General features: G+C 71.0%; 18 protein-coding genes. 9 read left to right on the plus strand and 9 right to left on the minus strand.

Annotated features, from left to right (window positions below; all coding sequences use genetic code 11):
- Positions 1-1,049 (minus strand): FtsW/RodA/SpoVE family cell cycle protein (locus ACWDAK_RS28110; RefSeq protein WP_427395115.1); only part of this gene is annotated, 1,049 nt, incomplete at its 3' end.
- 232 nt (positions 1,050-1,281) lie between these two features.
- On the opposite strand from ACWDAK_RS28110, the gene ACWDAK_RS28115 reads away from it, so the two are divergent.
- On the plus strand, positions 1,282-2,481 hold the full coding sequence (locus ACWDAK_RS28115) for a cytochrome c oxidase assembly protein (RefSeq protein ID WP_427395114.1): 1,200 nt from the start codon (positions 1,282-1,284) through the stop codon (positions 2,479-2,481).
- Positions 2,482-2,542: 61 nt separating this feature from the next.
- Here the strand turns inward: ACWDAK_RS28115 and ACWDAK_RS28120 are convergent, their stop codons facing one another.
- The gene (locus ACWDAK_RS28120) at positions 2,543-3,214 is read right to left on the minus strand and encodes a CGNR zinc finger domain-containing protein (protein ID WP_344640162.1); all 672 of its coding nucleotides are present in this window, start codon (positions 3,212-3,214) and stop codon (positions 2,543-2,545) included.
- A gap of 238 nt (positions 3,215-3,452) precedes the next feature.
- Between ACWDAK_RS28120 and lpdA the strand changes: the two genes are divergently transcribed.
- On the plus strand, positions 3,453-4,853 hold the full coding sequence (gene lpdA / locus ACWDAK_RS28125; RefSeq protein ID WP_344640163.1) for a dihydrolipoyl dehydrogenase: 1,401 nt from the start codon (positions 3,453-3,455) through the stop codon (positions 4,851-4,853).
- A gap of 202 nt (positions 4,854-5,055) precedes the next feature.
- Entirely contained in the window at positions 5,056-5,913 is an 858-nt protein-coding gene (locus ACWDAK_RS28130; protein WP_427395113.1) for a metallophosphoesterase family protein, read from the plus strand.
- A 65-nt stretch (positions 5,914-5,978) separates the two neighbouring features.
- Here the strand turns inward: ACWDAK_RS28130 and murJ are convergent, their stop codons facing one another.
- Positions 5,979-7,949, minus strand: a complete 1,971-nt coding sequence (murJ, locus tag ACWDAK_RS28135) for a murein biosynthesis integral membrane protein MurJ (protein ID WP_344640165.1) — start codon at positions 7,947-7,949, stop codon at positions 5,979-5,981.
- Between the two features lie 389 nt (positions 7,950-8,338).
- Entirely contained in the window at positions 8,339-9,145 is an 807-nt protein-coding gene (locus ACWDAK_RS28140; RefSeq protein WP_427395112.1) for a phosphatase PAP2 family protein, read from the minus strand.
- 376 nt (positions 9,146-9,521) lie between these two features.
- Between ACWDAK_RS28140 and ACWDAK_RS28145 the strand changes: the two genes are divergently transcribed.
- On the plus strand, positions 9,522-10,493 hold the full coding sequence (locus tag ACWDAK_RS28145; protein ID WP_344640167.1) for a sigma-70 family RNA polymerase sigma factor: 972 nt from the start codon (positions 9,522-9,524) through the stop codon (positions 10,491-10,493).
- A gap of 115 nt (positions 10,494-10,608) precedes the next feature.
- Positions 10,609-10,788, plus strand: a complete 180-nt coding sequence (locus tag ACWDAK_RS28150) for a hypothetical protein (RefSeq protein WP_344640168.1) — start codon at positions 10,609-10,611, stop codon at positions 10,786-10,788.
- A gap of 37 nt (positions 10,789-10,825) precedes the next feature.
- Here the strand turns inward: ACWDAK_RS28150 and ACWDAK_RS28155 are convergent, their stop codons facing one another.
- From ACWDAK_RS28155 to ACWDAK_RS28170, 4 genes are all read right to left on the minus strand, one after another.
- Entirely contained in the window at positions 10,826-11,149 is a 324-nt protein-coding gene (locus tag ACWDAK_RS28155) for a hypothetical protein (protein WP_344640169.1), read from the minus strand.
- Positions 11,150-11,326: 177 nt separating this feature from the next.
- The gene (locus ACWDAK_RS28160) at positions 11,327-11,617 is read right to left on the minus strand and encodes an FmdB family zinc ribbon protein (RefSeq protein ID WP_344640170.1); all 291 of its coding nucleotides are present in this window, start codon (positions 11,615-11,617) and stop codon (positions 11,327-11,329) included.
- A gap of 138 nt (positions 11,618-11,755) precedes the next feature.
- Entirely contained in the window at positions 11,756-13,045 is a 1,290-nt protein-coding gene (locus tag ACWDAK_RS28165) for an MFS transporter (RefSeq protein WP_344640171.1), read from the minus strand.
- A 296-nt stretch (positions 13,046-13,341) separates the two neighbouring features.
- Entirely contained in the window at positions 13,342-14,826 is a 1,485-nt protein-coding gene (locus ACWDAK_RS28170; RefSeq protein ID WP_427395111.1) for a potassium/proton antiporter, read from the minus strand.
- A 248-nt stretch (positions 14,827-15,074) separates the two neighbouring features.
- Between ACWDAK_RS28170 and ACWDAK_RS28175 the strand changes: the two genes are divergently transcribed.
- Positions 15,075-17,801 carry a penicillin acylase family protein gene (locus tag ACWDAK_RS28175; RefSeq protein ID WP_344640173.1) on the plus strand — a complete coding sequence of 909 codons (2,727 nt, stop codon included), beginning with the start codon at positions 15,075-15,077 and terminating at the stop codon, positions 17,799-17,801.
- A gap of 62 nt (positions 17,802-17,863) precedes the next feature.
- Here ACWDAK_RS28175 and ACWDAK_RS28180 read toward each other — a convergent pair whose 3' ends face one another.
- Positions 17,864-18,445: a 5-formyltetrahydrofolate cyclo-ligase gene (locus ACWDAK_RS28180; protein WP_344640174.1), complete on the minus strand. Its 582-nt coding sequence runs from the start codon at positions 18,443-18,445 to the stop codon at positions 17,864-17,866.
- A gap of 88 nt (positions 18,446-18,533) precedes the next feature.
- On the opposite strand from ACWDAK_RS28180, the gene ACWDAK_RS28185 reads away from it, so the two are divergent.
- Genes ACWDAK_RS28185 through glp form a run of 3 tightly spaced genes read left to right on the plus strand, consistent with a single transcriptional unit; the run spans position 18,534 to position 21,907 of the window.
- Complete coding sequence (locus ACWDAK_RS28185; protein ID WP_344640175.1) at positions 18,534-19,559, plus strand: GGDEF domain-containing protein; 1,026 nt, start codon at positions 18,534-18,536, stop codon at positions 19,557-19,559.
- A gap of 46 nt (positions 19,560-19,605) precedes the next feature.
- Positions 19,606-20,526, plus strand: a complete 921-nt coding sequence (gene galU, locus ACWDAK_RS28190) for a UTP--glucose-1-phosphate uridylyltransferase GalU (RefSeq protein WP_344640176.1) — start codon at positions 19,606-19,608, stop codon at positions 20,524-20,526.
- A gap of 58 nt (positions 20,527-20,584) precedes the next feature.
- Positions 20,585-21,907, plus strand: a complete 1,323-nt coding sequence (glp, locus tag ACWDAK_RS28195) for a molybdotransferase-like divisome protein Glp (protein WP_427395110.1) — start codon at positions 20,585-20,587, stop codon at positions 21,905-21,907.
- The last annotated feature ends 83 nt before the right edge of the window (positions 21,908-21,990 follow it).

Here is a 21,990-nt window from a genome sequence, read left to right on the forward strand (position 1 = left end):
CGTCCGGCGAAGCCGATCAGGTACGGCCGGCCCTGGCCGAGGCCGGTGCCCAGCAGGTGTCCGGTGCCGAAGCTGAACATGGCCTGGGCGGGCTGGTCGGAGATCAGGGCCGGGTTGTGGACGGGCTTGTAGATGTCCAGGGGGTGCAGCCAGGCTTCCACGCGGCCGTGCACGTGCGGTTCGATCGTGCCGACGACGGCGGCGCCGCCGACGGCCATCAGCAGGCCGAGGACCACCCAGCTGGTCCGCTCGGTGGCCACGTAGAGCATCACGACGAAGATGCCGAAGAAGATCAGCGAGGTGCCGAGGTCGCGCTCGAAGATCAGCACCAGCAGGCTGACCACCCAGATGGCGAGCACCGGGCCGACGTTGCGGCCGCGCGGCAGGTTCATGCCCCAGACCTTCCGCCCGGTCAGCGCGAGCGCGTCGCGGTTGGCCATCAGGTAGCCGGCGAAGAAGACGGTGATGGCGACCTTGACGAACTCGTCCGGCTCGAGCTGGATCCCGGGGAACTTGATCCAGCGCTTGGCACCGAAGTCCTCCGGGCTGGAGGGGAAGAAGGCCGGTGCCGCCAGCAGGATCATCGCTCCGGTCATGAGCAGGTAGACGTAGCGCTGGAAGAACCGGTGGTGCTTCACCAGGATGATCAACCCGGCCGCCACCGCCAAGGCGATCCACACCCACATCACCTGGTTCGGGGCCGCCGGGATCTTCTGGTAGTCGCCCTTGGCGGCGTGGAAGAGCGCGTAGGACTGGTCCAGCCGGTTGAGCAGCACCAGTCCGAAGCCGGTCAGGAAGACGGCCAGCGGCAGGATCAGCGGGTCCGCGTACGGGGCGAAGCGCCGGACCGCCAGGTGCAACCCCAGGGCCAGCAGCGGCAGGCTGAGGCCGTAGACCAGCAGGCCCTTGGGCAGCGCGTGGTTCATCGCCTCGTTGGCGGTCACGTAGCCCACCAGGCAGACCAGGACCGCCGCAGCCAGCATGAAGAGTTCGAGGTTGCGGCGCCGGGTGGCCAGCCTGCGCCCGGAGCTTCGTGGGCTGTCTGTCACGGATTCCCCACCTCGGCGGCTTCGACAGTGATGTAGTAGACGACGAATCCTCGCACGAGAGTGACGTCGGTGGGAGCGCAGGGGGTTCCGGACCCAGCTCCGGTGATCGTCCGGGCGTCGGTCATCATGTCCGAGGAGCCGCAAGCGCCGCAGCACGGCGACCGGCCGCGCGACGGCCGGCTGCCCTGCACCGACCGGCTGCCCGCACCAGCCGGAACAGGAGAACCACCGGATGCCGACCGCAGCACTCGCCCTCGGGCACGACGGCCCGCCACCCTGGCACTGGGCCGACCTGGCCACCAACTGGACCGCCGAGCCCGTCGTCCTGGCACTCGCCGTACTGCTCGCGGGCGCCTACCTGCTGGGCGTACGGGCGTTCCACCGCGGCGGCGGGAGTGACGGCGGGAACGGCAGCGGTGCTGTGAGCGGCAGCGGAGGCGGTGGTGCGAGCGGCGCTGCGCGCTGGCCCCTGCATCGCACGGCCGCGTTCCTCGGCGGCCTGCTGGTCTGGGTCTGGGTGACCTGCTCGGGCCTCGGGGTGTACGAGCGGATCCTGTTCACCGACCGGGCCGTCCAGGTCGTGCTGCTGCTGATGCTGGTGCCGTTCCTCCTGGTCCTCGGTGCTCCGGTCTCGCTGCTGGTCGAGACCGCGTCCGAGGCCCGTCGCGCGCGGATCATGCGAGTGCTGCGCAGCCGACCCTCCCGGGTGCTGATGTTCCCCGCGGTGTCCACGGTGCTGCTGATGGCGCCGCCGTGGCTGCTCTACTTCACGCCCTGGTACGAGAAGACCCTCACCAGCGGTGCCTGGAACATCGGCCTGCATCTCTCACTGGTCGCCCTCGGCCTGCTCTACTACTGGCCGCGACTGCAGCTCGACCCGGTCGCGCACGAGTACCCGCTGCTGGTCAGCCTGGTCATCACCTTCGCCGAGGTCATCTTCGACGCGGGCCTCGCCCTGATCCTCATCTACGGCCACCACCTGATCGCCGAGCCCCACTACGCCGGCCTCGGCCGCACCTGGGGACCGACCCTGCTGCAGGACCAGACCTGGGGCGGCAACGTGATCTGGGTACTGGGCGACCTGATCGGCCTGCCCTTCCTCTGTGCGCTGATCCGCCGCATGATCGTGACCGGCCGGGCCGAGACGGCGGCGGTGGACGCCGCACTGGACGCCGAGTACGAGGCGCAGATGGCCGAGCGGCGGGCGGCGAAGGCGGCCGAGGGGGAGGCGGCCGAGGGGGAGGCGGCCGAGGGGGAGGCAGCTGCGGCAGAGGCAGCTGCGGCGGATACGGCCACGGGGGAGACGGCTGCGGGAGAGGCGGTGCCCGTCGCCGCGCGAGCCGCCGTCGAGGAGGACGAGCCGGAGGGCACGCGCCCGTGGTGGCTGGACGACCCCAATCTGAAGCACCGTTTCGGAGGCGCCGGGCGCTGAGCCGTTCCCGGTTGGGCGCCCCCCGGGGCTCGGGAGTCCGCCCGGTCGCCGGTCAGTCCTGCTAGGCCGCGGGTTCGGTTCGCCGCCCGGTGGCGGGTTCCGCCGGCGGTTCCCCCGCCCCCGGTTCGCGATGGCGGCGGCTGTGCCGCGCGACCCGCACCCGGTTGCCGCAGGCGCTGGTGCACCACTCGCGGCGGGCGTGGCTCTTGACGAAGTACAGGATGCAGTCGGGAGCCGGGCATGCCCGCACCTGTCCGGCCGACGGTCCGGTGAACAGGGCGACGGCCGCCGCCGCGACCTCACCGAGCGCGACCAGGTGCAGATCGGGCTCGGTCCAGCGGGGTATCCGGACGCCGGGACGGTCCGGGTCCAGCTCCAGCCAGCCGGTCGAGAGTCGGGCGGCAGCATTGACGGCGGCCACCGTGCCGGGCGGCGGAGTCGTACCGGAGACCGTCGCGGCGGCCAGGTCGCGCAGCGCGGCGCGCAACTCGCGGTAGCGGTCGAGGTGGAACCGGGTGGCCGGGGCGCCGTCGTCGAGCAGCGGACGCAGCGGCTCGCCGAAGTCGGCCGACCGGGTCCGCAGCCAGTGGTCCAGATCGGCGGGTTCCCGCAGGGCGTCCACCAGGGCGCCGCGGGCGCCGCCCTGGATGAACGTGGTGTTCACCAGGTCGAGCGCGAGGGACTCGCCGGTGAGGGGCAGGTCGTCGACCGCCGATGCCGTGGGACTGCTCATGGCTCCATCATGCCTGGCCGCCGGCCCCGGCCACGCCAGGCGTTGCTAATGAGAAATATTCCTGTCTCCTATTAGCGTTCTCCGATCCTGACCGTCCCTCCCCGGGACTCGCCGGCCGATTCTGGGGTCCCCGGTGCCTGCCGCGCCCGCATAGGCCAGGCTTGGGGGCGGTCGGTCTCTCCGGAGCCGGCTGTCCGGATGAACACGGACACGGTCACCAACCGAATCGAAGGCGAAAATGACCAACCACTTTGATGTCGTTGTCCTCGGTGCCGGCCCTGGCGGGTACGTCGCTGCCATCCGCAGCGCGCAGCTCGGCCTGAGCGTCGGCATCGTGGAGGAGCGCTACTGGGGCGGGGTCTGCCTCAACGTCGGGTGCATCCCCTCCAAGGCGCTGCTGCGGAACGCCGAGCTCGCGCACATCCTGACGCACGAGACGAAGACCTACGGCATCCAGGTCGAGGGTCGGATCACCTTCGACTACAAGGAAGCCTTCCAGCGCAGCCGCCAGGTCGCCGACGGCCGGGTCAAGGGCGTCCACTACCTGATGAAGAAGAACAAGATCACCCAGTTCGAGGGCCGGGGGCACTTCACGGACGCCAACACCCTCCAGGTGGCCGGTGCCGACGGCTCCGTGCAGACCGTCACCTTCGACCACTGCATCCTGGCCACCGGCGCCACCCCGAGGCTGCTGCCCGGCACCTCGCTGAGCCCGCGCGTGGTGACGTACGAGGAGCAGATCCTGGCCGACCAGCTGCCGGAGAGCATCATCATCGCGGGTGCCGGCGCGATCGGCGTCGAGTTCGCGTACGTGATGCACAACTACGGCGTGAAGGTGACCATCGTCGAGTTCCTGGACCGGATGGCCCCGCTGGAGGACGCCGAGGTCTCGGCCGAGCTGTTCAAGCGCTACAAGCGCCTGGGAATCGAGGTGCTGACCTCCACCCGGGTCGACGCGATCGACGACTCCGGTGAGAAGGTCAAGGTCACCGTCACCGCGGGCGGCGAGCAGCGCGTGCTGGAGGCCGACAAGGTCCTGCAGGCGATCGGCTTCGCTCCCCGGGTCACCGGCTACGGCCTGGAGAACACCGGTGTCCGGCTGACCGAGCGTGGCGCGGTCGAGGTGGACGGCCGCTGCCGCACCTCGGCGCCGCACATCTTCGCCATCGGCGACGTGACCGCCAAGCTGATGCTGGCCCACGCCGCCGAGTCGATGGGCGTCATCGCCGCCGAGACCATCGCGGGCGCCGAGACCATGGAACTCGACTACGTGATGATCCCCCGCGCCACCTACTGCCAGCCGCAGATCGCCAGCTTCGGCTGGACCGAGGAGCAGGCCCGCAGCCAGGGCTTCGACGTCAAGGTCGCGAAGTTCCCGTTCATGGCGAACGGCAAGGCCCACGGTCTCGGGGACACGGTCGGCTTCGTCAAGATCATCAGCGACGCCAAGTACGGTGAGCTGCTCGGCGCCCACATGATCGGCCCCGAGGTCACCGAGCTGCTGCCCGAGCTGACCCTGGCCCAGCAGTGGGACCTCACCGTCACCGAGATCGCCCGCAACGTCCACGCCCACCCGACGCTGGGTGAGGCCGTCAAGGAGGCGATCCACGGCCTGGCCGGGCACATGATCAACATGTAGTCGCCGCGCCGCCCCCGCCCGCCGTTCTGCCGGGGGTGCCGAGACCGTCGACTCGGCGCTCCCGGCCGGATCGCCAGCCGCGAAGCCCGTCCGCCACGGCTCCCCGCGCCCTCGGGCGCTGCGAGACGGGCGGGGCCCGGGAATTGACCACCACTCACATTCGTTGATCCACAGGTCAGTTCCCGAGCGAGATGATGGCGCGATGAGCGAGAGCACCGAACGGCCCGGCCGTCTGCTGGCCGTCTCCGACCTGCACGTCCACCATGCGGACAACCGCCGCATCCTGGCGGAGGAGCTCCTCGCGACCTCGCCCGAGGACTGGCTGATCGTGGCCGGGGACGTCAGCGAGACCGTCAGCCAGATCGAGTGGGCGCTCGGCCTGCTCAAGGAGCGTTTCGCCCAAGTGATCTGGGCCCCCGGAAACCACGAGCTGTGGACGCCGCCGACGGACCCGGTACAGCTGCGCGGTGAGGCACGCTACCGGCACCTGGTGGAGATCTGCCGCCGCCTCGGCGTGCTGACGCCGGAGGACCCGTACGCCGTCTGGCGCGGCCAGGGCGGTCCGGTGGCCGTCGCACCGCTCTTCCTGCTCTACGACTACTCGTTCCGCGAGCCGGGCCTGAGTCGTAAGGAGGCGATGGAGCGGGCCTACGAGTCGGGCGTGGTGTGCTCGGACGAGTTCATGCTGCACCCGGAGCCCTACCCGGACGCCGCCGCCTGGTGCGAGGCGCGTCTGTCCTGGACGGGTCAGCGGCTCGCCGCCGTCGACCCAGGGCTGCCGACCGTGCTGGTCAACCACTTCCCGCTGGTCCGCGAGGACACCGCGGTCCTGCGCTATCCGCAGTTCGCCCAGTGGTGCGGCACCGAGCGGACAGCCGACTGGCACCGCCGGTTCCGGGCCGCCGCGGTGGTCTACGGCCACCTCCACATCCCCCGGACGACGGTCTACGACGGCGTCCGCTTCGAGGAGGTCTCGATCGGCTACCCGAGGGAGTACCGCCGCTGGGGCTTCCCCCGCGGGCTGCTGCGCGAGGTGCTGCCCGGGGCGGAGAGCGTCTGACCGCTACGGCCGGAGGAGACCGGCACCGTCCGAGGAGACCGCCCCGCCCGGCGGGCGGGTGCGGGCTACCGCCGGTGCTTGCCGCTGTTGGCGGGCGTCGGCTCCGGGTACGGGATCCGGAGCTTGCGGGCCAGCGGGGCCACGGCGCCCGCGGCACCGAGCGGCTTGGCGAGCACCAGGACGGAGAGCAGCACCGCCGGTGCGCCGGCGCCCAGTGCCGCGAAGTTGCCCACGATGCCGTGGCCGAGCGCACCGCCCACCTGACCGGCGATCCAGTGCGCCGCCAGGGCGCCGGGGGCGCAGGCGAGTGCCAGGCCCAGGTGCAGGGTGGTCACCCGGACACCGTCCAGGCCGCTGCGGATCCGGCCGCGCCGCCCGCCGCCGATCTCGAGCGTGGCGTCGGCGGATACGACGGCCGCCGCCTCCCGGCGGAGCCGCTTGCCCAGCGCCCGACCGGTGATGATCACGCCGAGCGTGGTGGCCAGCGTCTGGGCGAAAGCCATCCCGATGATGATCCAGCGCACCGGCAGGGTGTAGTACGCGACGGCAGAGAAGGCGACGTTGCTACCCGCGATCGCCGTGGTCAGCCAGAACGGGGTCCGGGCGTCGCTCATCGCGTAGAACCCGCGTGCCAGTGCGTACTGGGCGCAGAAGGCCGGCAGGCCGATCGCGAAGGCGATCAGGACCTGGGCCATGACATCGACGTCCGCGGGCCGGACCTGGCTGCCGTGCCCGTAGGCGAGGCCGATGATCGGGTTGGCCATCGAGAGGAAGACCGCCATGGCCGGGACGATCATCCCGGCCGAGCTGCGCAGCGTCTGGGCCAGCTCCCGGCCGACGTCCTCGAACCGGCCCGAGCTCACCGCACGGGACATGATCGGCAGGATCGCCGTCACCATCGAGACCGTGATGATGCCCTGGGGGACGACGAAGAGCAGGTACGCGTTGTTGTACGGGGTGTAGCCCAGCCCCGCCTGCAGATGCAGGTTGTGGGCCTGCGTGCCGGCGCCGGTCGCCATGTTGGTGATCGCGTTGAAGGACAGCTGGGTCACCACGACCAGCATCAGCGCCCAGCCGGCGGCCCGCAGCGGGGTGGTGAGACCGGCGCCCTTCCAGTCGAAGCGCGGCCGGAAGCGGAATCCCGAGGCGCGCAGCGAGGGCAGCACGGAGAGCGCCTGCACCAGGATTCCGAACGCCGTGCCCGCGCCCAGCAGCATGGTGGCGCCGCTGGTCATCTGGTCGGCGGATTCCGCGTGCTTGCAGACCCCGATGTAGAGGCTGAAGACGCCGATCACCACGACGTTGTTCATCACCGGCGCCCAGGTCATCGCACCGAAGCGGTCACGCGCGTTGAGCACCTGGCTGAGCAGGCCGAAGACGCCGTAGAACAAGATGGCCGGGAGGCAGTACTGGGCCAGCGCGATGGTCAGATCCCGCTGGACGTGGTCCTTGGGGGTGTAGTTCGTGTAGGAGTCCACGATCTGCGGCGCGAACAGCCAGGCAACCAGGGTGATGGCGATCAGCGCCACACCGCAGGCCGTCAGCAGACGGTTGGTGTAGGCGACGCCGCGGTCCTTGTGGGTCTGCGCGGCCCGGACCAACTCGGGGACGAAGACCGAGTTGAGCACACCGCCGATCAGCATCATGTAGACGGTGGTCGGCAGCAGGGTCGCCACGCCGTAGCCGTCGGCGAGCTGCTGGGTGCCCAGCGCGGCGGCGATGACGCCGGCCCGCACGAAGCCCAGCGCGCGCGAGGTGAGCGAGCCCAGAGCCATGATCAGCCCGTTGCGGGCGGCGGAGGACTCCTTGCCCTCCGGCGCCTTCTCGGCCTCCGCCGGGGGCTGCTCCACCGGCTGGCGCGGCGGCGGCAGCTGGGTGCCCAGCTGCATGGTCGGATGTGAGCCGTGCTGCTGTTGGGACACGGGTGGCAGGTACTGCTCGGGCGACATGAACTGCTCGTCAGTGATCTGACGCAGCGGCATGGTGGGCGGGTCGCCGTACGAGCCGGAGGGCTCGCCCGTCGTGTGCATGGTCATCGGACCCCCGTCACTCGGTGCCTGGGCAGTGCGCGGTCACGGGGCTTCCGCAGACCGCTGTCCGGCGGTCCCTTGGTGTACGGAGCCGGTACTGCCTCGTACGACCGGCTCGGTCCGCGCCGTCGTGCTTGGTTCCCCCGGGCTGGGCGCGGGTGCACCCAGCCGGAGAAGTCTGCCTTAACTCGGTACCCGATGGGGAGCGGTGTGCCGCGTGCCCGAGATCTCCCAGTGGCACTGATTGGCCCGTATTCCGAACGAACCCGGCGGAAGTCGGTCCCTAATGACCGGATTTGCAGCGGTTTTTCCCGGCTCTGATGCGAGGGACTTCGGCGGGCGCGGCACTCTACCGATTCCTCCCCGAAGGTCACCCCAATGAGATGTGACCTTTCTCACTGACTGTCAGGAGTGGCGGCGGATCCACTTTCGCGACGGGTTCCGGCCCCCGCTCCGGAGGCCAGGACGCGCTGCACCCTCGGCCTGGTCCGCCAGTCGACCCGGCGCACGTCCCGGCTCAGTGCGCGGGGCCGCCACAGCTCGACCGCGACCGTCACCCCGCCGACCACCAGGCCCGCCGTCAGCCATCCGGCCAGGACGTCGCTGGGCCAGTGCACGCCGAGGGCGATCCTGGTCCAGCCGATGGTCAGGACGGCGAGTGCGGCGATGGTGCAGGCGACCGCCCGTCCGGCCCGGTTGGCGTGCGGCCAGACCAGGATCACCAGGGCGGCGGCGGTGATAGCCGAGGCCATCGCGTGCCCGGAGGGGAAGGCCGCACCCGTGGCGGACGAGACCGGGTCGACGAAGTGTGGCCGGGCGCGGCCGACCAGCGCCTTGCCACCCCAGTTGGCCAGCCAGCCGAGCAGGATCTGGGCCGCCGCCCAGCCGGCCAGGATCCGCGCGCCGATCGCCCAGAGCCAGACCGCCGTCACGCCCAGCAGGGCACGGGTGACGGTCGGGCCGCCGAGGTCGGAGACCATCTGCATGGATGCCGTCCAGGCGGTGTGGTCGCGGGCGTAGTCGTGTAGCGAATCCACCCAGTCGCGATCCAGCCGGGCCAGCGGGCCCCAGTGGCTCTCCGCCAGGGCCAGGAGCAACCCCAGGAGGGCGGCGCAGCCGAGAGTCAGCGCTGCGGACTCGATCAATCGGCCACGGCGGTGCCGTGCGGTGGCGGCGGTGGCGCCGTCGATGGACAGGTGCATGGCTGACACCTTCCCAGGGGTCGAGATGGCCCCGCACCGTACCGATAGCAATTTTGCATCTTTTGTGAGGAGAAGCTGCGGATGTCGGATCTCGTTCGTTGATCCGGTGGACGGGGTGATTGCCGACACTGTCCGCACCTGCTCGATCGCATAATGTGCGCGATCATGGGCCAAATTGCGCAGGATACTGCATCGCGCGAAGAATCTGGGCTAGTTGGGAATGTTGTCCGAAATCTGTGCGTTGGATCGTTACGTGTGAGCCTTCAGGGGCCCGCATCTCTTTGCCTTCATCTCTCTGCCTCCTCTCTTCGGCCCTAGCTCGCCCCGTCGGGGGTGAAGACCAAGGCAGACCGGCACCAGCAGCAAGGGAGCAAGCATGGCCACTCGTGCCGTCGTTCGCGGCAGTGCCGACCACCCTCGTTCGGCTCGCCCGAACAACCTTGAGGCCGACCGCGACCTTGTCGGCATGTACCTCGACGAGATCGCCCGGACGCCACTGCTCGATGCCGCCGAGGAGGTCGAGCTCTCGCTGCGCATCGAGGCGGGTGTCTACGCCCAGCACCTGCTGGACGAGGACGCCATTCCCGAGAGCACCACGCGCAAGGAGCTGGAGGCGATAGCCGACGACGCCGAGCGCGCGAAGGACGTCTTCATCCGCTCGAACCTCCGCCTGGTGGTCGCGGTCGCCCGGCGGTACCCCCGCAGCGGCCTGCCCCTGCTCGACCTGATCCAGGAGGGCAACGCCGGCCTGGTCCGAGCGGTCGAGAAGTTCGACTACGCGAAGGGGTTCAAGTTCTCCACCTACGCGACCTGGTGGATCCGCCAGGCGATCACCCGCTCGATCGCCGACCAGTCGCGCACCATCCGGCTGCCCGTGCATCTGGTCGAGGAGCTCGGCCGGATCCGCCGGGTGCAGCGTGAAAAGGCCAAGGAGCTGGGCCGTGAGCCCGAGCCCGCCGAGATCGCGGCCGAACTCGACACCACCGAGGACCGGATCAAGGACGTGCTCGACTGGGCCCGTGACCCGGTCAGCCTCAACATGTCCGTGGACGACGAGGGCGAGACCCAGTTCGGTGACCTGGTCGAGGACACCGGCGCGGTCTCCCCGGAGGACGCCGTGATGGTCATGCTCCGCCGCGAGGAGCTGGACGACCTGATCGGCCGGCTCGACGACCGGACGGCCTCCATCATCCGCTCCCGGTACGGAATGGAGGACGGCCGCGAGCGCACGCTGACGGAGGTGGGCAAGCAGCACGGACTCACCCGGGAGCGAATCCGCCAGATCGAGAAGCACGCGCTCGCCGAGCTGAAGAAGATCGCCGACCACGCGGGCTTCGAGGCAGCCTGACACCCGGTTCTCCCGGGGCCCCGGTCCGGTGCCGGCCGGACCGGGGCCCCGCTGTCCGAAGCCGCTGCTGCCGTGCCGCCTACGCTGGATGCAGTTGACAAGGATCGGAGCAGAGATGGCCGAGCAGGAAGAACCGACCCGGCCGAAGGCGAAGCTGGTCTTCGGCGACCCGCTGGACCGCCAGACGGGGGACGATACCGACCGGGGCTGGGGCGAGCGCCCGGAGTCGGGGGAGAGCGGCGGGCGCGGCCTGGACTGGTATCTGAGCCAGCGGCCGCCGCACCACGGTGACTGACCGCTGACCGAGGCCCCGCGCCGGGGCTGCGCGGATCTCAGCCGTCGGGCGGCGCCGTTCCGGTGCAGCGCGGGGTGGCGGTCGGCCCGGCCGCTGCCGAGGCCGTCGAAGGGGCGGCGGGCGGCGGTGGGCCGGGCCGCAGCGGACCGGCGGTGATCGCGGTGGCGGCGGCCAGCAGCCCCGTCGCCAGCAGCCCGGGCCGGTGCCGGACGGCCTGCTGGAGCCGGTGTCGCCCCCCGCCCCCGCGCCGGATCGGTGGGAAGGGCGGAACGGTGCGCCGTGGTGGTACGGCCGAGGGTGCCGTGGCGGTCGTGGTGGCGGTCGGGTGGCAGTGCGGCTGGTTCGCCAGGTACGTCGTCATGCGCATCAGGGTGAGCGCACCGCACCTGCCGCGGAATGCCCCCTCGAATTCCTGTGGAAAACCCGGCCTTGTGGACAACTTCGTTCACCCGCAAGGCTGGTGCGGTCATACGAAAGGCCCGGGTTCGGAACCGAACCCGGGCCTTTCGTGCGGATGCCGCGGACGGCGGTGCCGGCGTCAGCTCGCGGTGCTGGTGCTCGCCGCCGGAGCCGGGGAGGCGGCCGGAGCCGACGAGGCGGACGACGAGGACGAGGCGGACGACGACGAGGAGCTCACCGAGCTGCTCGAGGAGGACCGGCTGTCGGTGCGGTAGAAGCCCGAGCCCTTGAAGACCACGCCGACGGCGGAGAAGACCTTGCGGAGCTTCCCCTGGCAGTCGGGGCACGTGGTCAGCGCCTCGTCGGTGAACTTCTGCACCGCCTCCAGGCCGTTGCCGCACTCGGTGCACTGGTACTGGTACGTGGGCACTTGTCTTCCTCCTGGCACTCTCGCCTGATGAGTGCTAACGACGGTCAATGATGCGGCATTCCGCTGGATCAGTCCAGCGACATCGGGTGTGAGATATCGCTGCCCCGGCCCGGTTCGGGCCGGGGCAGCGGACGCGTCTCAGCCCTTGGAAGCGCCGGCCAGTTGCACCTTGGCCCCGCCCTGCGCCGCGATGCGGCCGGGCCCGGCGGGAGTGTCCAGCAGCCGCCGCAGCGACACCAGTGCGACCAGGCCGATCCCGGCCCCGACGACCGGTACCACGAAGCCCGCCCTGGCACCGTGCGAGTCCACCAGTAGTCCGGCCACGATCGAACCCGCGGCCAGGCCGAGGCCGATCGCACCGGTCAGCCAGGTGAACGCCTCGGTCTTCGCGCCGGCCGAGACCAGCGTCTCAACCAGGGTGTAGCCGCTGATCAGGGTCGGTGCGATGGCCAGACCGCAGCACAGGCCGGCGATCGCCAGCGCGGTCAGGTTGGGCATCGCCCAGAGCGTCGAGCAGCCCAGGACCAGCAGCGTGTAGCTGCCGAGCATCCGCTGCCTGACCGAGCGGCGCCAGGCGATCATGCCGTACAGCACGCCGGCCAGCATGCTGCCGCCCGCGAAGATGCCGTACACCACGCCGTTGAGGCCGGGCTGGCCCTCGGCCCTGGCGAAGGCCGCCACCGTGACGGTCATGGCGCCGAAGACGGAGCCCACGCCCAGGAAGGAGCCCGCCAGTAGCCGGACACCGGGCGATGAGAGCGCCGAGGCCTGCTCGGCGCCGGGTACGGACGGGTGCGGAGCGGGCGCGGTGCCGCGCTGCGCGGCGAAGGCCAGGCCGCCGATCACGGTCAGCGCGGCCTCGGTGATCAGCGACACCGAGGGCGAGACCAGGGTGGCGATGCCGGTGGCCAGCACCGGTCCGATCGCGAAGGTGAACTCGTCGGTCACGGACTCGAAGGCGAACGCGGTGTTCAGCGTCTTGGGCGAGTCGGAGAGTCTGGTCACCCAGCGGGCCCGGACCATCGCGCCGATCTGCGGCACGCTGGCACCGGCCACGCCCGCGGACACGAAGAGCGTCCAGGTCGGGGCGTGGCCCAGGGCCAGCGCGAGCAGCGCGCCCACCGAGACCGCGTGCACCGCGACGGTGGGCAGCAGCACGGCGGCCTGGCCGTACCGGTCGGAGAGCCGGCCGGTCTGGGGGCCGATCAGCGCCTGGGTCGCGGCGGCGAAGGCCACCACCAGGCCGGCCGTGCCGTACGAGCCGTAGGCGCTCTGGATGAGCAGGACGATGCCCGCGCTGAGCATCGCGTAGGGGAGTCGGGCCGCGAAGGCGGGGACCAGGAAGGTCCAGGCTCCGGGGGTGCGGAGCAGGGTGCCGTAGCCGACGCGGGTGGGAGTGGGCTCTGCGACCGTTCGGCGCGCCGTCACGGTCGGTCCTTCCTGCTGCCTGGTAGCACTCACCGGGCATGGGGCGGCCCGGTAGCGCCGAGAGTTGTCCTCTCGTGCGTTGACCGGGGTAGATACCGGGTCCACGCCGGCCGGGGGAATCGCGGAAGCGGGCCGGCAGAGGAGGGACCACGGCCGCCGAGCGGTCGCGCCAACTCTGCATCAGACAGATGTTGCGGATTTTCGGTGATCGAAACAGGTATGTCGGTCCATAGTACGCATTGCGGACCGGTCCCACGCGATCAATGCATGGTGAACAGCGTGGAAAAGGTAGGAATCTAGCGGCCGTGCAGCCAGCCGGCAAGCTTTCCGCCCCGGTCTACCGCCCGCAGCCTGCGCTCGGCGGCCTCGCTGACCTCCTCGGTGGTGACCACCAGGAGTTCGTCGCCGCCTCGCAGCACGGTGGCCTTGTCGGGCACGAAGCTGCTGTTGTCCCGGACCACCAGGGTGACCGCGGACCCGGCGGGCAGCCGCAGCTCGCCGACCTCGACGCCGGACATCTTCGACTCCGCGGCGAGCGCGACGGAGAGCAGCCGGCCGTGCAGGTGCTCCAGCGGCGCGGACTCGATGCCCAGGTCCTGGCCCATCGCACCCTCGGAGATCCGCAGGCCGCGGGCGACCAGCGGCAGGGTCGGGCCCTGGACCAGGGTGAAGACCACGACCAGGATGAAGACGATGTTGAAGACCTGCTGCGCCTGCGGCACCTCGGCCACCAGCGGGATGGTCGCCAGCACGATGGGCACCGCCCCGCGCAGTCCGGCCCAGCTCAGCAGGGCCTGCTCGCGCCAGGGCAGCCGGAACGGCGTCAGGGTGGCGAAGACCGAGGCCGGCCTGGCGACGAAGACCAGCACCGCGCCGATCACCAGCGCGGGGACGAACGCCGAGCCCATGGTCTCCGGGGTGCACAGCAGGCCGAGCACCACGAACATGCCGATCTGCCCGATCCAGGCCAGTCCGTCCGCGAAACCCCGGACGGCGGGGCCGTGCGGCAGTTTGGCGTTGCCGAGGATCACCGAGGCGGTGTAGACGGCCAGGAAGCCGGAGCCGTGCAGCAGTGAGCCGCCCGCGTAGGCCAGGACGGCCAGCGACATCACGGCGATCGGGTAGAGGCCGGAGGAGGGCAGCGCGACGTGCTTGACCGCGTACGCGCCCAGCTTGCCGACGACCAGGCCGACGACGGCGCCGATGGCCAGCTCGGCGACGATCGTGGCGACCAGTGCGTACCAGGAGTCCAGCGGCCCCGTGGTGGCGAAGGCGACCACCAGGATGACCACGGGGGCGTCGTTGAAGCCGGACTCGGCCTCCAGCAGACCGGTCAGCCGGGACGGCAGCGGCACCGTCCGCAGCACCGAGAAGACCGCTGCGGCGTCGGTGGAGGAGACGATCGCGCCGAGCAGCATCGAGACCCGCCAGTCGAATCCGGCCAGCCAGTGCGCGCCGGCCGCGGTGACGAAGACGCTGACCGCCACGCCCAGGGTGGCCAGTACCGAGGCGGCCGGCAGGACCGGCTTTATCGCCTGCCAACTGGTCTTGAGGCCGCCCTCGGCGAGGATCACCACCAGGGCCGCGTAGCCGAGGACCTGGGTGAGTTCGGCGTTGTTGAAGGTGACTCCGAGGCCGTCCTGGCCCATGGCGACGCCGATGCCCAGGTAGATCAGCAGACTGGGCAGCCCTGATCGGGTCGAGAATCGCACGGCCACCACCGCGAATAGGAGTATCGCGGAGAACTCGAGCAGGAAGCGGTTCAGGTGGTCGACAGTCACGCAGTAGCACCTCGGCACGTCAAGGGGGCGGTCGGGGGCAGAGAGTGGCCGGAAACGATTGGCTCGCTCGACGACTTGTTACTCAGTCTAACATTTTACCTGATCTTTGATTGTCTGATTCCGCCCATCGAGACCGGATAGGGTCCACCTCGGCCGACCGTGGACGTCCCCAGTGCATGTCCGCCAACCGAGTCGCCCTAATGTGGTGACCTGTCACGGCCGTCAACGCAACCCAGCCAAGGACCCAGATGCCCCGCTCGAAGAAGTTCCGGCGCGCCCGGCTGCTTGTGCTCGTGCTGGTCGTGCTGCTCGTGGCCGCCGTCGGAGGCGGTGGTTACTGGGCGGTGAGCGCCGTCCGCGCTTCCTTCCCCGACGTCGACGGCAGCGTCTCGGTGGCCGGCATGTCAGCGCCGGTCGACGTCAAGCGCGATGCCAACGGCATTCCGCAGCTGTACGCCGACACCCCCGAGGACCTGTTCCGCGCCCAGGGCTACGTCCAGGCCCAGGACCGGTTCTGGGAGATGGACGTTCGACGGCACATCACCTCGGGGCGGCTCTCCGAGATGTTCGGGTCCAGCCAGGTCGAGACCGACACCTTCCTGCGCACCATGGGCTGGCGCCAGGTCGCGCAGCAGGAGTACGACACCCAGCTCTCCGCCGACACCAAGAAGTACCTGAAGGCCTACTCGGACGGCGTCAACGCCTGGCTGAACCAGCACCCCGGCGGCCAGAGCGCCTCGCTGGAGTACGCCGTGCTCGGCGCGGTCAACAGCGGTTACAAGCCCGAGGCCTGGGACCCGGTGGACTCGGTGGCCTGGCTGAAGGCGATGGCCTGGAACCTCTCCGGCAACCTGCAGGAGGAGATCGACCGGTCGCTGCTCTCCCAGGACTTCTCGACGGAGCAGATCGCCCAGCTGTACCCGGACTACCCGTACGACCGCAACGGCACCATCGTGAAGACCGGCACGATCGGCAAGGACGGCAACTACCAGCCCGCCGACGGCTCCACCGCTCCGGCTGCCGCCACCGCCGCCGCCCAGGGCCGGGCGACGACCAAGTCGCTGTTCACCGACATCTCCGACAAGATGGCCGCGCTGCCGCAACTGCTCGGCCCGCAGGGCCAGGGCATCGGCTCCAACTCCTGGGTGGTCAGCGGTGACCACACCACCACCGGCAAGCCGTTGCTCGCCAACGACCCGCACCTCGGCCCCGGCCTGCCCTCGGTCTGGTACCAGATGGGCCTGCACTGCCGGACCGTCAGCGCCAAGTGCGCCTTCGACACCTCGGGCTTCACCTTCGCCGGCATGCCCGGTGTGGTGATCGGCCACAACCAGAAGGTCTCCTGGGGCTTCACCAACCTCGGCGCCGACGTCCAGGACCTCTACCTGGAGAAGGTGACCGGCCCCGACACCTACCTGGTCGACGGCCAGCAGGTGAAGTTCCAGACCCGCAAGGAGACCATCAAGGTCGCCGGCGGAGCCGACCGGACCATCACCGTCCGCACCACCAACCGCGGCCCGCTCATCTCGGACCAGAGCTCCGAGGAGCAGAGCGTCGGCAAGTACGCCCCCGCGGGCAATGCCGCACCCGACCGCGCCCAGGGCTACGGCGTGGCACTCCAGTGGACCGCCCTCACCCCGGGCAAGACCATGGACGCGGTCTTCATGCTCGACCGCGCCACCAACTGGAACGAGTTCCGCAACGCCGCAGCCGACTTCGCGGTCCCGGCGCAGAACCTGATCTACGCCGACACCAGCAACAACATCGGCTACCAGGCGCCGGGCATGATCCCGCAGCGCACCAAGGGCGACGGCACCTACCCGGTCCCGGGCTGGGACTCCGGCTACGGCTGGCAGAAGGACTTCGTGCCCTTCCAGGCCCTGCCGTACAGCTTCAATCCCAAGAACGGCTACATCGTCACCGCCAACCAGGCCGTGGTGGGCCCCACTTACCAGTACACGCTCACCAAGGACTGGGAGTACGGCACCCGGGCCAAGCAGATCACCGACCTGATCGAGGGCAAGCTGAAGAACGGCGGCAAGATCTCGCCGGACGACATGCAGTCGATGCAGCTGGACAACACCAACGTGATGGCGGAGACGCTGGTCCCGCTGCTGCTCAAGGTCAACATCACCGACCCGTACGTCCGCGAGGCGCAGGACCTGCTGAAGACCTGGAACTACCGCCAGGACGCCGACTCCGCCGCCGCCGCGTACTACAACGGCGTCTGGCGCCAGCTGCTCACCCTCGCGTTCGGCCAGAAGTTCCCGGCCGACCTCCGGGCCAAGGGCGACTGCCTGCTGGTCCGCCAGAAGAGCAACAGCACGCTGCCCGACGGCGCGGTCGGCGCGGACACGCACCCGGTCACCGAGTGCGGCACCCGCGACGCCCACTTCGCCCAGCCGGACGGCGGCGACCGCTGGACCGAGGTGGTCCGGCAGCAGCTGGCCAACCCCAAGAGCCCGTGGTGGGACTACGTCGACTCCAACCACATCCAGCAGCACGGCCTGAACAACCTGCTCGCCGAGGCCCTCAAGGACGCCCGTCAGGACCTCACCGCGCAGATGGGCAAGGACATCAAGACCTGGAACTGGGGCCGGCTGCACTCGCTGAGCCTCAAGGAGCAGACGCTCGGCACCGACGACTCCTCGATCGCCTCCGGGCTGGTCCACGCGCTGCTCAACCGAGGCCCGTACCAGCTCTCCGGCGGCAGCGCGGCGGTCAACGCCTCCGGGTGGAACGCCGCGGCGGGGTACGACGTGGACTGGATCCCCTCGATGCGGATGGTCGTCGACCTCAGCGACTTCAACGCCTCACACTGGATCAACGTCGGCGGCGCCTCGGGCCACGCCTTCCACGCCAACTACAACGACCAGACCGCCCTGTGGGCCAAGGGTGACCTGCTGCCCTGGGCCTGGTCGGCGGACGCGGTGGAGAAGGCCACCAAGCACAAGCTGGTCCTCAGCGCGCAGTAGGCCCATGGAGTAACCCCGTAGGGGGGCGGCGCGGTCCCCCGGGACGCGCCGCCCCTTTCGCGTCATCGGGGGCCGAAGCGGTGCACGGCGCTGGGCGTGACCACGGCGTGGACCGGGCGGTCGTGGGGCTCGGCGGGGACGGCTTCGAGGAGTTCGGCGTCGTACAGCAGCGTGGCCAGCAGCGGGTGCGCCCGGGCGCGGGCCAGCCGGGCCAGCACCCGGTCGTACGAGCCGCCGCCGCGGCCGAGCCGCAGGCCCCGCCGGTCCACCGCGAGCCCGGGCAGCAGGACCAGCGCGGCGCCGCAGACCGCGTCCGGGCCGAGCCGCTGCCCGGTCGGCTCCAGCAGGCCGCGCCCGGCGGGGGCGAGTCGCTCGGGGCCCTGGTACTCGGCCCAGTCCAGGTCGTTGTCGGGGAGCAGTACCGGCAGCAGCACCCGAACTCCCCGTCCCCGCAGGGCGTCCAGCAGGGGCCTGGTCCCGGGCTCCGTCCCGACCGACACGTACGCGGCGACGGTCTGCCCCGGACCGGCCAGCTCCACGGCGTGTTCCGACAGCGCGGCGGCGGCGGTTTCGCGCCATTCGGGCGACAGCGCACGTCGGTCCGCGAGCAGCCGTGACCTCAGCTCGGCCTTCTCGTTGTGCAATGGATCCTCCTGGGTTCCGCTCCCGCCGACGCCACGGGTCTGTCCTGTGCCGGTCGGCGTTCAGAGCCTGACATGCGGAAGGCGATGGATGTCCACCCAGCTGCTGACCGGCGCCCTGGCCGGGCTGAGCGCCACCGGGCTGGCCGCGGCCGCGCTGTCCGGGCTGCGGCTGCGCCGGCTCGCCGCGGGCGCCGCCGAGCGGGAGTCGGGGCTGCGGCAGCGGATCGCCGAGCTGGAGGCCGAGCGGGACGCGCTGCAACGGACCGCGTCCTACGACCCGCAGACCGGTGTCTGGAACTACCGCCATCTCCAACTGACCCTGGACCGCGAGGTGGAGCGCTGCCGCCGGGCCGGGGCGGGTACCGGCCCGCGCCGGCTGGCGCTGCTGATGATGGAGATCACGGGCTTCGAGGCGGTGGTCGCCGAGCACGGGCGGCGCCGGGCCAACGCGGTGCTGCGCGACCTGGCCCAGCGGCTGAGCGTGGAGATCCGCCGCTCCGACACCCTCGGCCGGTACGGCGGTGAGGAGTTCCTGGTGCTCCTGCCGGACACCGGCGCCGAGGGTGCGGCGCACGTGGCCGAGCGGCTCTGCTGGTCGGTGCGCCGGCACCAGCTGCTGGACTGGTCGCCCGCCGGCCCGCAGACCCGCCGACCGGTCGGCGGCAACGGCCTGACCGCCGCCATCGGTATCGCGGTGCTGCCCGCAGACGGCATGCACGCGGCCGTCCTGCTGCGCGCCGCCGACCGCGCGCTCGCCCGCGCCCGTAGCGCGGGGGGCGACTGCTGGCGCTCCGCGCAGCAGTCCGAGCACACCGGTGACGAGGGCCCGGTCAGCCACACCAGACCCGTGGACCCGGTGCACCGGGCCGACCCGGTGCGGCGCTCGCACGAGGCCGCCCTCGCCCGCGGCGCCGACGGCGCCGGGCCCGACGTCCCCCGGGACGGACCGGAAGATCGGAACAATCAGCCCGAAAACGCTGAAAGCACCGGTAATCTGGCGCCCTGCACCGAAGGGGCGGCACCTCTCACCTCCATCGGTGCTGCCCATCCCACCCGGCCACAACCGCCGGACACGACGGGATCTGAAAGTGATCTCGGGTTTACGTTCGGTTAACCCGGATCTCAGGTCAGCGGAACCATGCCTTAGTAAGGTCGACGCCATGACGAAGACGCACTCCCGAACGCCCGTCACGAAGGCGGTCGTTCCCGCCGCAGGGCTGGGGACCCGCTTCCTGCCCGCGACCAAGGCGACCCCGAAGGAGATGCTGCCGGTTGTCGACAAGCCGGCCATCCAGTACGTCGTCGAAGAGGCCGCCGCCGCCGGGCTCTCCGACATACTGGTGGTCACGGGGCGCAACAAGCGGGCCCTGGAGGACCACTTCGACCGGGCCTACGAGCTGGAGGAGCTGCTCGCCCGCAAGGGTGACAAGGACCGGCTCACCCGGGTCCAGGAGTCCGCCCGCCTGGCCAACATGCACTACGTCCGCCAGGGCGACCCCAAGGGCCTCGGCCACGCCGTCTCCGTCGCCGAACAGCACATCGCGGGCCAGCCGTTCGCCGTCCTGCTCGGTGACGACCTGATCGACCCGCGCGACCCGCTGCTGTCCCGGATGATCGAGGTGCAGCAGGAGCTCGGGGGCTCGGTGGTGGCGCTGATGGAGGTCGACCCCTCGCAGATCCACCTCTACGGCTGCGCCGCCGTGAAGCCCAACGGCTTCGGCGAGGACGTGTTCCGGGTCACCGACCTGGTGGAGAAGCCGGACACCGCCGACGCGCCGTCCAACTACGCGGTGATCGGCCGCTACATCCTGGACCCGGCGGTCTTCGACGTGCTGCGCGAGACCGAGCCGGGCCGCGGCGGCGAGATCCAACTGACCGACGCGCTGCGCGAGCTGGCCCAGCGGGACGAGTCCGCGGGCGGACCGGTGCACGGTGTGATCTTCAAGGGGCGTCGCTACGACACGGGCGACCGCGCGGACTACCTTCGCGCTATCGTCCGACTTGCGTGTGAGCGCGAGGACCTGGGCGCGGAGTTCCGTTCCTGGCTCAGGGAGTTCGTGACCACCGAGATGCAGGACTGAGCCGCGGCCGACCGGCCGCCGGGGTGCGACCGAGCTGCGAGGAAGCGAGCGTGAGGCGATGACCGGGACGAACGACCCCTGCTGCGAAGAGAGTTCGACCCCGGCTGCGCCCCGGATGTGGACGGTCGACGAGCACCTCGCCGACATCCTCGGGCAGATCGCCCCGCTCCCGCCGATCGAACTCCAGCTGCTGGACGCCCAGGGCTGCACCCTCGCCGAGGACGTGGTCGCCGCCACCGACCTGCCGCCCTTCGACAACAGCTCGATGGACGGCTACGCGCTGCGCACCGCCGACACCGCCGGGGCCACCGAGCAGCACCCGGCGGTGCTCACCGTGGTCGGCGACGTCGCGGCGGGCGCGGACGAGCTGCCCAAGGTCGGCCCCGGCCAGGCCGCCCGGATCATGACCGGTGCCCCGATGCCCCCCGGTGCCGAGGGCGTCGCCCCGGTCGAGTGGACCGACGGCGGCACCGGCACCGGGCGGGCCGCTGACAGCATGGCCGCCCCGGTCGAGGGTGAGGAGGTGCGCGTCCTGCGCCCGGTGGACGAGGGCGCGCACATCCGCCGCCGCGGCAGTGACATCGCCGCCGGCGACCGGGTGCTCCCGGCCGGGGCCATGCTCGGCCCGGCCCAACTCGGCCTGCTGGCCGCCATCGGCCGCGGTACGGTCAGGGCCCGGCCGCGGCCGCGCGTGGTGGTGCTCTCCACCGGCAGCGAACTGGTCCAGCCAGGGGAGAGGGTGGGCCCCGGACAGATCTCCGACTCCAACAGCTTCACCCTCACCGCCGCCGCCCGGGACGCGGGCGCCATCGCCTACCGGGTCGGCGGCGTCCCGGACGACACCGCCACCCTGCGCTCCGTCCTGGAGGACCAGCTGGGCCTGGCCGACCTGATCATCACCAGCGGCGGAGTCAGCGTCGGCGCGTACGACGTGGTCAAGGAGGCCCTCCAGTCGGTCGAGGGCGGCGAGGGCGCCGGGGTCGACTTCCGCCGGCTCAGGATGCAACCGGGCAAGCCGCAGGGCTTCGGCCGGATCGGGGCCGGTGCCGGAGTGCCGCTGCTGGCGCTGCCCGGCAACCCGGTCAGCGCGTACATCTCCTTCGAGCTCTTCGTCCGCCCGGTGATCCGCACCATGCTCGGTGCCGCGGACATCCACCGCCCGGTGGTCCGGGCCCTCTGCCCGGACGAGCTGCGCTCCCCGGCGGGACGGCGGCAGTACCTCCGCGGCTGGTACCAGGACGGCGAGGTGCGCCCGGTCGGTGGCGAGAGCTCGCACCTGGTCGGTGCGCTGGCCAGGGCCAACTGCCTGATCATCGTCCCCGAGGAGACCACTGCGCTGGCCCCGGGCGGCACCGTGGATGTGGTCCTTCTCACGGACTGAGCGGGGCGGGGAGGTACGGTAGCGCGGTATTCGTACCCACAGCGCGGAGTTCGCGCCGCGCCTGTCTGCCGTACCCCTGGAGT

It is taken from the genome of Kitasatospora sp. NPDC001175 (assembly GCF_053598215.1).

Coding starts and splice junctions, on each gene's coding strand:
- ACWDAK_RS28115 (WP_427395114.1), top strand. CDS start 1,282: ATGCCGACCGCAGCACTCGCCCTCGGGCACGACGGCCCGCCACCCTGG.
- ACWDAK_RS28120 (WP_344640162.1), bottom strand. CDS start 3,214: ATGAGCAGTCCCACGGCATCGGCGGTCGACGACCTGCCCCTCACCGGC.
- lpdA (WP_344640163.1), top strand. CDS start 3,453: ATGACCAACCACTTTGATGTCGTTGTCCTCGGTGCCGGCCCTGGCGGG.
- ACWDAK_RS28130 (WP_427395113.1), top strand. CDS start 5,056: ATGAGCGAGAGCACCGAACGGCCCGGCCGTCTGCTGGCCGTCTCCGAC.
- murJ (WP_344640165.1), bottom strand. CDS start 7,949: ATGACCATGCACACGACGGGCGAGCCCTCCGGCTCGTACGGCGACCCG.
- ACWDAK_RS28140 (WP_427395112.1), bottom strand. CDS start 9,145: ATGCACCTGTCCATCGACGGCGCCACCGCCGCCACCGCACGGCACCGC.
- ACWDAK_RS28145 (WP_344640167.1), top strand. CDS start 9,522: ATGGCCACTCGTGCCGTCGTTCGCGGCAGTGCCGACCACCCTCGTTCG.
- ACWDAK_RS28150 (WP_344640168.1), top strand. CDS start 10,609: ATGGCCGAGCAGGAAGAACCGACCCGGCCGAAGGCGAAGCTGGTCTTC.
- ACWDAK_RS28155 (WP_344640169.1), bottom strand. CDS start 11,149: ATGACGACGTACCTGGCGAACCAGCCGCACTGCCACCCGACCGCCACC.
- ACWDAK_RS28175 (WP_344640173.1), top strand. CDS start 15,075: ATGCCCCGCTCGAAGAAGTTCCGGCGCGCCCGGCTGCTTGTGCTCGTG.
- ACWDAK_RS28185 (WP_344640175.1), top strand. CDS start 18,534: ATGTCCACCCAGCTGCTGACCGGCGCCCTGGCCGGGCTGAGCGCCACC.
- galU (WP_344640176.1), top strand. CDS start 19,606: ATGACGAAGACGCACTCCCGAACGCCCGTCACGAAGGCGGTCGTTCCC.
- glp (WP_427395110.1), top strand. CDS start 20,585: ATGACCGGGACGAACGACCCCTGCTGCGAAGAGAGTTCGACCCCGGCT.